Consider the following 7,019-nt stretch of genomic DNA (forward strand, 5'->3'; position numbering starts at 1 on the left):
GCGTTCGGGCCCGTAGCGGGGATCCTCCCGGCGGCCGTAGCCGGTGGCGAAGCGATCAGCCCGGTCGTCGTAGCGGTCGGAGCGCGCGTCGGACCGGGGGTCGTAGCGGGGCGCGGTGCGGTCGGGTCGGGGGGCGTAGCCGCCCGGCTCGGAGCGGCCGGCGCTGTTGCGGGAGCGGGTCACAGGGTTTCCGGGCTGCGGGGCAGGCCCATCGAGTAGTTCAGCACCCGGGCCTCGGGGTTGTAGCTGAGTTCACCGGCCTGGAGCATCTGACGCACCAGCCCCTCGAGCTCGGAGCCGATGCGGCGCAGGCTGTAGTCGCTCAGCTCCTGGCCGGCCTGGGCCGCCACCAGCTCCCGAAACTGGCCGCGGACCTTCTCGAGGGCCGCCTCGTCCCAGAGGAACTCGTTGTCGGGATCGATGTCGAGGGTGAGCTGATCCGGGTCCGGGATGAGGTCGTCGTTCTCGACCCGCGCCGTGAACAGCCGGATGTGGCGGGTGGTGGACTTGAGCAGCGTCTCGACCATGGGCTCGGCCTCGGGGGCGGGGATCGGAAGAAGGGGTGGCACCCGTGGAGTGCGCCTCCAACTTTAGGTAGGTCGGCGGCCGATTCCGCCGCCGCGGCCCCCCGGCGCCGGTCGCCCCTGCCCTGGGAGGCCCGATAAGGTTGCTGCTGATCTCGGGTACGACATGCGGGTTGTCATCGCCGGGGCCGGTCTGGCCGGCCTGTCCTGCGCCAAATATCTCTGCGACGCCGGCCACACCCCGATCGTGCTTGAAGCCAGAGATGTGCTGGGCGGCAAGGTGGCGGCCTGGCAGGACGCCGATGGCGACTGGTACGAAACCGGCCTGCACATCTTCTTTGGCGCCTATCGCAACATGCGCCAACTCTTCGCCGAGCTGGACATCGAGGATCGCCTGCAGTGGAAATCCCATTCGATGATCTTCAACCAGAAGGAAGTGCCGGGCACCTACAGCCGCTTTGATTTCCCGGACCTGCCGGCGCCGCTGAACGGGGTGGCGGCGATCCTGGGCAACAACGACATGCTGACCTGGCCGGAGAAGATCGCCTTCGGCCTGGGTCTGGTGCCGGCCATGCTGCGCGGCCAGGCCTATGTGGAGGAATGCGACAAGTACAGCTGGAGTGAATGGCTGCGGATTCACAATATCCCCGAGCGCGTCAACGATGAAGTTTTTCTCGCCATGAGCAAGGCGCTCAACTTCATCAACCCCGAAGAGATCTCCAGCACGGTGGTCCTCACCGCCCTCAACCGCTTCCTCCAGGAGACGGACGGCTCCAAAATGGCCTTTCTGGATGGCAACCCGCCGGAGCGCCTCTGCCAGCCGATGGTGGACTACATCGAGGCCCGGGGGGGTGAGGTGCACCTGGAGTCGCCCCTCCGGGAGATCCGCATCGATGGGGACGGGGCCGTGACGGGCTTTCGCATCGGTGGCATCAAGGGGCGGCCCGAACGCGAGATCCAGGCCGATGCCTACGTGAGCGCCATGCCCGTCGATCCGCTCAAGCTGCTGCTGCCGGAGGCCTGGAAGCCGCTGCCTTACTTCAGCAAGCTCGAGGGGCTGCGGGGGGTGCCGGTGATCAACATCCATCTCTGGTTCGACCGCAAGCTGACGGACATCGACCACCTGCTGTTCAGCCGTTCCGACCTGCTCAGCGTCTATGCCGACATGAGCAACACCTGCCGGGAGTACGAGGATCCCGACCGCTCCATGCTCGAGCTGGTGTTCGCCCCGGCCGCCGACTGGATCGGTCGCCCCGATGCGGAGATCGTCGCCGCCACCATGGAGGAGCTCAAGCGCCTCTTCCCTGTTCACTTCACCGGCGACGCCCCGGCCGTGCTGCGCAAGTCTGTGGTCGTCAAGACCCCCCTCTCCGTCTACAAGACCGTGCCGGGCTGCCAGCAGCTGCGGCCCTCCCAGGACTCCCCCATCCCCAATTTCTTCCTGGCGGGCTGCTTCACCATGCAGCGCTACCTGGCCTCGATGGAGGGGGCGGTGCTGAGCGGCAAGCTCTGTGCCGCCGCCGTCGACGCCCACCTCTCCGGCCGCGGCCAGGGCCCGGCCCCCGCCCAGAGCCTGGCGACGGTGTGAGTGTGCTGGCCCCGCTGCCCCTCGAGCACGCCTCCGATCTGGAGGAGGCCTACGAATCCTGCCGCCAGGAGACGGCGCAGTGGGCCAAGACCTTTTATCTCGGCACGATGTTGCTGCCGCCGGCCAAGCGCCGGGCGATCTGGGCGATCTACGTCTGGTGCCGCCGCACCGACGAACTCATGGACAGCGCCCAGGCCCAGACGCTGTCCGCCGAGGTCCTGCTGGAGCGCCTGGATGCCTGGGAGGAGCGTACCCGCGCCCTGTTCGCCGGCCATGCCATCGATGCTCTCGACAGAGTGATGCTGGACACGATCGAGCGCTTCCCCCAGCCCCTGCAGGCCTACCTCGACATGATCGAGGGTCAGCGGATGGATGTGCTGCGCGACCGCTACGCCAGCTTCTCCGATCTCCAGCTCTACTGCTACCGGGTGGCCGGCACCGTGGGTCTGATGACCCAGGAGGTGATGGGGGTCGATGCGGCCTACACCTCCGCCCCCTGGAGCGAGCGGCCCGACACCTCTGAAGCGGCCGTGGCCCTGGGCATCGCCAACCAGCTGACCAACATCCTGCGGGATGTGGGTGAGGATCGCGGTCGCGGCCGCATCTACCTGCCCCAGGAGGATCTCGACCGCTTCGGCTACTCCGAAGCCGATCTGATGGCCGGGCGTCTCAATGAGAACTGGCAGGCGCTGATGCGGTTCCAGCTGGAGCGGGCCCGGGATTGGTTCAATCGCTCCGAGGCCGGGGTGCGCTGGCTGGCTCCCGATGCCCGCTGGCCGGTGTGGGCATCGCTGCGGCTGTATCGGGGGATCCTTGATGTCATCGAGCGATTGGATTATGACGTCTTCAATCACCGCGCCTTCGTGCCCAGGGTCGGCAAATTGCTGGATCTTCCCCTCTCCTATGTGATCGCCCAGACGCGATGAAGTGGCGCCCCATCCGGCAGGCCCTCAGCCTCAGCCTCGCTTCCGCCGCCACCGCCGGACTGGTGCTGCCGGACCCGGCCCGGACCCAGTCCCTGCCCGCCACGCTCACCCCCCCCGAAGTGAAGGCCGTCGAGGGCCTGGGGGCGGGATGGCCCGGTCCGATGCCCACCGGCGACCGTCTGCCCCCCCTTCCCCCCGAGCTCCTGGCGGCCTTGACGATGGAGCAGGCGGCGGCCTGGGCGGTGGATCGCAATCCTGTGGTGCGCTCCGCCTATGAGTCGTTGGTGGCCACCCAGAACAGCCTCGGCGCCGCCTACGCCAGCTGGTGGCCCACCCTCAACCTCAGCCTCAACGGCGGGCCCTACGGCTCCAAGACCTTCTACAACTACCCCTTCAGTGCCTCCGCAGGCTTCCCCATCTCGGGTTCCGGTCTCAGCAGTGAGAGGGTGTTCGAGGCCAGTTATTTCCAGGCGATCGGCCAGATCGATACCACCTGGAACCTGATCGATCCCACCCGATCGGCCACGATCTGGCAGAACAAGTACCTGGTCCGCCAGGCGGCCGACACCTATGTGATCACCCGCCGCGACCAGCGCCTCAAGACCCAGGCGGCCTTCATCGATCTGCAGCGGGCCCTTGCCGCCGTCAAGACCGGCCGTGAGATCGTTGAGAACGATGAGCTTCTCTATCGCCTGGCCCAGACCCGGGTGCAGATGGGGGTGGCCTCCAAGCTGGAGGTCTTCAAGCAGCAGACCGTCCTGCTGGCCGATCGCCAGGCCCTGCTGGCCGCCGAACAGCAGGTGGAGACGGCCCGGGCCAACCTGGCCCAGCTGCTGGCCACCCCCAGCCCCGAGGCCCTCACGCCCGCCACGCCCTTCGAGCCCCTCGGCGCCTGGGACCATTCCCTCGACGACTCGATCACGGCGAGCATCGCCTACCGCAAGGTGCTGGAGCAGCAGCTCCTCGCCGTCCAGACCAACGAGGCCCAGGCCCGGATCTATCTGGCCACCTACCGCCCCACCCTGCAGCTGATCACCTCCCTCTATTGGACCAAGGGGGTGGGGTACCTCAACCAGGGCCCTCCGTTCGTGCCCAATGCCCGCTCCGATGAATGGAACGGATCCGCCCTGTTGCAGCTGACCTTCACGGGTTTCGACGGCGGTCAGGCCCGCATGAACGCCGCCGCCGCCCGCCGCCAGGCCGCCGCCGCCGCCGAGACCTACAGCGCCACCCTGCTGCAGGTGCGCAGCGACGTCCAGTCCCTGGTGGCCCAGGCCCGCTCCGGTCGCAGCATCGTGATGGCCGGCGCCGAACGGGTCAAGGCGGCCAACGGGGCGCTGCGCCTCCAGACCCTGCGCTTCAACGCCGGCTACGGCACGATCACCGATGTGGTGCAGGCCCAGCAGGAGATCAGCCAGGCGGTGAGCTCCTATATCGAGAACCTGGCCACCTACAACGACACCCTGGTGCAGCTCAGCCGCTCGAGCGGCCTGCCGGTGCAGCCCGATCCCGCCCTTCTCCAGGCGGTGGGCAATCCCCTGCAGACCCTGCGTCTGCCGACGCGGATGGCCCAGATGCGCTGATCTGCTCCAGCCGCCGCTGCCGCATGGCCCGGGCCCGGGCACTGAGCTGCTCGAAGCCCGGATCGTTGAGGATCGAGCAGACCTGGCCCTGCAGCTCGCTGGCGTTGATGTTGATCTCCATCTGCCGGATCTGGTCGCGCAGGGAGTTCTCCCGGTCCGCCACGGCCCCCGACATCCGGTTGAAGGCCCGCACTAGCCGGCCGATGGCGTCGTCCGCCGGGTAGGTCAGGGCCTGATGGTCCTTGCCGTCGGCGATGGCATCGGCGGCGGCCGCCAGCTCCCGCAGCTCGCGCCGGATGCCGCGGGCGATCAGCCAGGCGGCGACCCCACTGGCGCTGATCAGGATCAGGGTGAGGATCACCAGCCGGCGGACCATCTGGTCCTTGGCCTCCTGCATCGGCACCAGGGCATCCGCCAGGGCCTCCTCCTCCACGGAGACGACCGCCAGCCAGTTCCACTCCGGGAAGGTGGCGATGTAAAGGTGCTGAAGCACCGGGGTGTCGGTGCCCGGAGGACGCACCAGGGCCTTGCGCTCGAAGGTCCGGCTCTGGCCAAGGGCGCGGGGTTCGGGAATCCCGCCGTTCTCCCGCATCGCCATGGCCAGGTCGATGCAGGCCTGGGTGTCCGGGGTCTGGTAGCTGCAGTACAGGGTCCCGGTGGGGCTGATGCCGAAGAAGGCCGCCTGGTGGGTGTCGATCGGGAAGAGGCTGGAGCCGGCGGCCAGCAGCTGGGAGGCGGCCTGGGTGCTGACATCCACCATCAGGGCCAGATGGCCATCACCCGGCTTCCCGCCCGAAAGCAGTGTCAGCCGGGCCATCCGCCATTCCCCGTCCAGCTGGATCAGGGTGTTGCGACCGACCTCCGTGGCCGGAGCGCCCTTGAAGAGGTTCTCGAAGTCCGCCACCGTGGATGGGCGGGCCAGGGTGCCGGGCCTCAGGGCCTTACCCCGGCTGGTGATGCCCGTCAGGCGACGCCAGACACCAGGGCGTTCCCGCACATAGAGCGACGCCCGCTCATGGGGCATCGCCAGGGGGAGCCGCAGCCGTTCGTTGAGCAGCGCCGGTGCCTGGTCCACGGACAGGGGTGCGCCTCTCCAGGACAGTCGTCCCTTCGCATCCACCCGCAGGGGCGCCAGGCTTCCGGCCAGCTCCTGGGAATCCTGCTGGATGTCCCGGCTGAACTCTGCGGCCGACTTCTGGATGATCGAAGTGGTGACCGCCAGGGAGGAGAGGTTGTCGTGGTCGAACATGGTGCTGATCTCGATCCTGGCTTTCTGGGCCAGGCGAATCGAGCCGATGGTGGCCAGCGCCAGGAAGATCGCCAGGCTCACGAGCGGGCCACTGATCCCCAGGAGCATCAGCCGCACGGACAGCCGCATCGGCCGACCTTGCCCCCTGTCCGACATCGTTGGCGATCGTCCCTGGAGACGGGGGCGATTCTTCAAAAGGGCCTGCAGCACCATGCCTATGATTTTCCCACGTCTCCAGGTTGGATCGCTTCATGACCAGGATCCTTTCCGTCCATTCCTTCCGTGGTGGAACGGGAAAATCCAACCTCTCGGCGAATCTGGCGGCCGCATTCGCAGCCCGCGGACTCAGGGTCGGCGTCTTCGACACCGATCTTGCTTCACCAGGAATCCATGTGCTGTTCGGGTTCACGGCAGGGCCGCAATCCCATACGCTCAATGATCATCTTCAGGGATCCATTCCGATCGAAAAGTGCTCCCATGATGTGACTCCCGCCTCGATGGCGGGCGGCAAGGGGCGCATCTTTCTGGTGCCTGCCGCCATGGAGGGTGACCGGATCGCCCGGCTGCTGCGCGAAGGCTATGAGGTCGAGCGGCTCAACGATGCCCTGTTCAGCCTCGGCCAGAGCCAGCGCCTGGATCTGCTGATCGTGGATACCCACCCCGGGATCAACGAGGAGACCCTGCTCTCCACCGCCATCTCCGATTGTCTGGTGATGGTGATGCGTCCCGACCAGCAGGATTACCTCGGCACGGCTGTGGCGATCGAAGTGGCCCAGAGGCTCATGGTGCCCGAGGCCCGCCTGGTGGTGAACAAGCTGCCCGCCCATTTCGATGCCGAGCAGGTGCGCGCCCGGGTGGCCCAGAGCTACGGCATTCCTGTCGGGGCGATCCTGCCCCTCAGCGAGGACCTGCTCACCATCGCCAGTGGCAGCCTGGCCCTGGTGGATGTGCCCTCCCACCCCTGGAGCACCGGAGTGACCCAGCTCGCCGCCGACCTTGCCGATGCGGTCCTCTGAGCCCGACTCCGGCCCGGGCCGCAGCGCCGACGGCCCGGCGCCCCTGCCCCTGCCGGATGGTCCCCTCACCATGGCCCGGTTGCTGGCGCTCGAACCCGCCGCGCTGCGGCGCCTGCTGACGACGGGCCTGCGG

At 67.8% G+C, this 7,019-nt stretch carries 6 protein-coding genes and 1 pseudogene; 4 read left to right on the forward strand and 3 right to left on the reverse strand.

What is annotated here, in order from left to right:
• Both VB737_RS13500 and VB737_RS13505 read right to left on the reverse strand, forming a co-directional pair.
• Positions 1-183 (reverse strand): annotated as a pseudogene (locus VB737_RS13500) (DUF3172 domain-containing protein); the annotation flags it as partial.
• On the reverse strand, positions 180-527 hold the full coding sequence (locus VB737_RS13505) for an NAD(P)H-quinone oxidoreductase subunit M (protein WP_500313708.1): 348 nt from the start codon (positions 525-527) through the stop codon (positions 180-182). The pseudogene VB737_RS13500 and the gene VB737_RS13505, both read right to left, overlap by 4 nt.
• 163 nt (positions 528-690) lie before the next feature.
• On the opposite strand from VB737_RS13505, the gene pds reads away from it, so the two are divergent.
• From pds to VB737_RS13520, 3 genes are read left to right on the forward strand one after another with little or no spacing between them, the layout of a single operon-like run.
• Positions 691-2,112 (forward strand): 15-cis-phytoene desaturase, encoded by a 1,422-nt coding sequence (pds, locus tag VB737_RS13510; RefSeq protein ID WP_500313700.1) that lies wholly within the window; start codon positions 691-693, stop codon positions 2,110-2,112.
• On the forward strand, positions 2,109-3,038 hold the full coding sequence (locus tag VB737_RS13515; protein ID WP_500313702.1) for a phytoene synthase: 930 nt from the start codon (positions 2,109-2,111) through the stop codon (positions 3,036-3,038). The genes pds and VB737_RS13515 overlap by 4 nt, the downstream gene beginning before the upstream one ends.
• Entirely contained in the window at positions 3,035-4,621 is a 1,587-nt protein-coding gene (locus VB737_RS13520) for a TolC family protein (protein ID WP_500313704.1), read from the forward strand. The genes VB737_RS13515 and VB737_RS13520 overlap by 4 nt, the downstream gene beginning before the upstream one ends.
• On the opposite strand, the gene VB737_RS13525 is transcribed toward VB737_RS13520, so the two are convergent.
• The gene (locus tag VB737_RS13525; protein ID WP_500313706.1) at positions 4,512-5,999 is read right to left on the reverse strand and encodes a HAMP domain-containing protein; all 1,488 of its coding nucleotides are present in this window, start codon (positions 5,997-5,999) and stop codon (positions 4,512-4,514) included. The genes VB737_RS13520 and VB737_RS13525 overlap by 110 nt on opposite strands.
• Positions 6,000-6,121: 122 nt before the next feature.
• Between VB737_RS13525 and VB737_RS13530 the strand changes: the two genes are divergently transcribed.
• Complete coding sequence (locus VB737_RS13530; protein ID WP_500313707.1) at positions 6,122-6,886, forward strand: MinD/ParA family ATP-binding protein; 765 nt, start codon at positions 6,122-6,124, stop codon at positions 6,884-6,886.
• Positions 6,887-7,019: the final 133 nt, after the last annotated feature.

It is taken from the genome of Synechococcus sp. BA-120 BA3 (assembly GCF_034931285.1).
In the GTDB taxonomy this organism is placed as follows: domain Bacteria; phylum Cyanobacteriota; class Cyanobacteriia; order PCC-6307; family Cyanobiaceae; genus Cyanobium.